Origin of the sequence: Oscillochloris sp. ZM17-4 (assembly GCF_019599295.1) — a bacterium.
GTDB lineage: Bacteria > Chloroflexota > Chloroflexia > Chloroflexales > Chloroflexaceae > Oscillochloris.
This window is the reverse complement of the sequence record NZ_JAIEWN010000166.1, coordinates 1-1427: the sequence shown is the minus strand read 5'-3', so window position 1 is coordinate 1427 and position 1427 is coordinate 1. Positions and strand designations below refer to the sequence as shown.

The following is a 1427-nucleotide window of genomic DNA, read 5'->3' as shown; positions in this document are numbered from 1 at the left end:
GGCAAAAAGGGCAGCAGGTTCGCCCAGCGGGCCGAGGTTGAGGTTCAGATCCTCGCCCTCCAGGCCAAAGATCACCTTCAGATCGAGGATGCGCTGCTCAAGCCGCATGAAGGTCAGCCCGAGGCGCTCGATCTCATCGTCGCTCACCGTGCCCCGCTCGATGCGGTGGATCGCCTGCCGCTCCATCAGCCGGCGCAGCAGCTCGATCAGGGTCAGCACCAGCTTGGCCAGGCCGCGCTCGACCTCCTCGGGGTCGGCGTTGATGCGCTGGGGCAGGGTGGAGCAGGCCCGCTCAAGCTCGGCGGCGAATGCGGCCGTCTCCTCGGGGGCGTGCAGGATCTTGCCCTGGATCATGGCCAGCTCATCGAGGGCGTCGGACGCGTCAGCGATCATCAGGCGTTCCTCTCACCACATAGCGGTGGATCTGCATCAGGCGGGCGACACAAAGTGGTAGGCCGGCCAGGGGCCGGTGCAGAGCAGGCGGATCTCGGGCCGCGCCGCGATGATCTCGGCGACGCGCGCCTGGAAGCGCGCTGTATCCTCGCGGGGGACCAGGTAGGCCGCGCTCAGCAGCATCCGCTCTGTCGGCAGCACCTTGAAGACACTCGCATCGGCGTGCTGGTCGAGCCGGGCGTGAACCGCATCCGCGACCTGCTTGGCGCGCAGGCGGCGGAGCGCCGCCGCCCGCTCCTCAACGATGCGCCGCTCGATATAGCCCCGCCCCGTGCGCGGCGCATCTATCGCGGCGGGGGGGGTGGGGTCCGGCAGATCTGCCCAGAGCGCCCGCAGGCTGATCTCGACCCGCCCGCGCACACGCGACAGGTCATCGGCGAAGGTGCTGCTCCGCTCGCGCAGGAGCGAGCGCACCGCCTCAGCATCATCCAGCATGGTGCCGAAGCGCACCGGCAGCACGCCGTGGCGCACCGACAGCGACTCGACAACCGCCTCATGGCGCACGATCTGTAAGGCGCCGACCGTGACATAGCGCGGCTCGATCTGGCTGACAACCGCCCCGATGCCGCCCTCATAAACGTAGGAGATCGGCTGGTCGGCCAGGCCCAGCTCCTGTGGCAGCCCGTCTCCCGGCCGGTCGATGATTGCGTATAGGTACAGCATCGCCACCTCAGACAGTCCGCGGCGGCGGCGCATCGAGCTCCCCGCGCATTCGCTCCACATTATCGACCGACGTGAGCAGCACCCGCAGCCCCAGATAGACCAGATCGACATCGGCGACCGAGAGCGTGATGTCGCCGTGGATGATCACCCCCTTGTCGAGGATGCGGTCGAGCAGATCGAGCAGGGTCAGCTCGCGATCGGCGGAGAGGCTCTCATGCATCGGCTGGGCCCTCCTCGGGCGCGGCGGCGAAGCTGTAGGCCGGCCAGGGGCCGGTCAGCTCGAAGCCGAAGCATGCGTACTGCGCGCCAAG

Annotated in this window: 3 protein-coding genes; all 3 read right to left on the bottom strand. The window is 68.5% G+C overall.

Annotated features, from left to right (window positions below; translation table 11 throughout):
* Positions 1–354 (bottom strand): gas vesicle protein K (locus tag K2Z83_RS28430; protein WP_370650289.1); only part of this gene is annotated, 354 nt, incomplete at its 3' end.
* 75 nt (positions 355–429) lie between these two features.
* On the bottom strand, positions 430–1116 hold the full coding sequence (locus tag K2Z83_RS28425; RefSeq protein ID WP_220598541.1) for a GvpL/GvpF family gas vesicle protein: 687 nt from the start codon (positions 1114–1116) through the stop codon (positions 430–432).
* Between the two features lie 7 nt (positions 1117–1123).
* Positions 1124–1336, bottom strand: coding sequence for a gas vesicle protein (gene gvpJ / locus K2Z83_RS28420; protein ID WP_220598540.1), 213 nt, complete (start codon positions 1334–1336; stop codon positions 1124–1126).
* Positions 1337–1427: the final 91 nt, after the last annotated feature.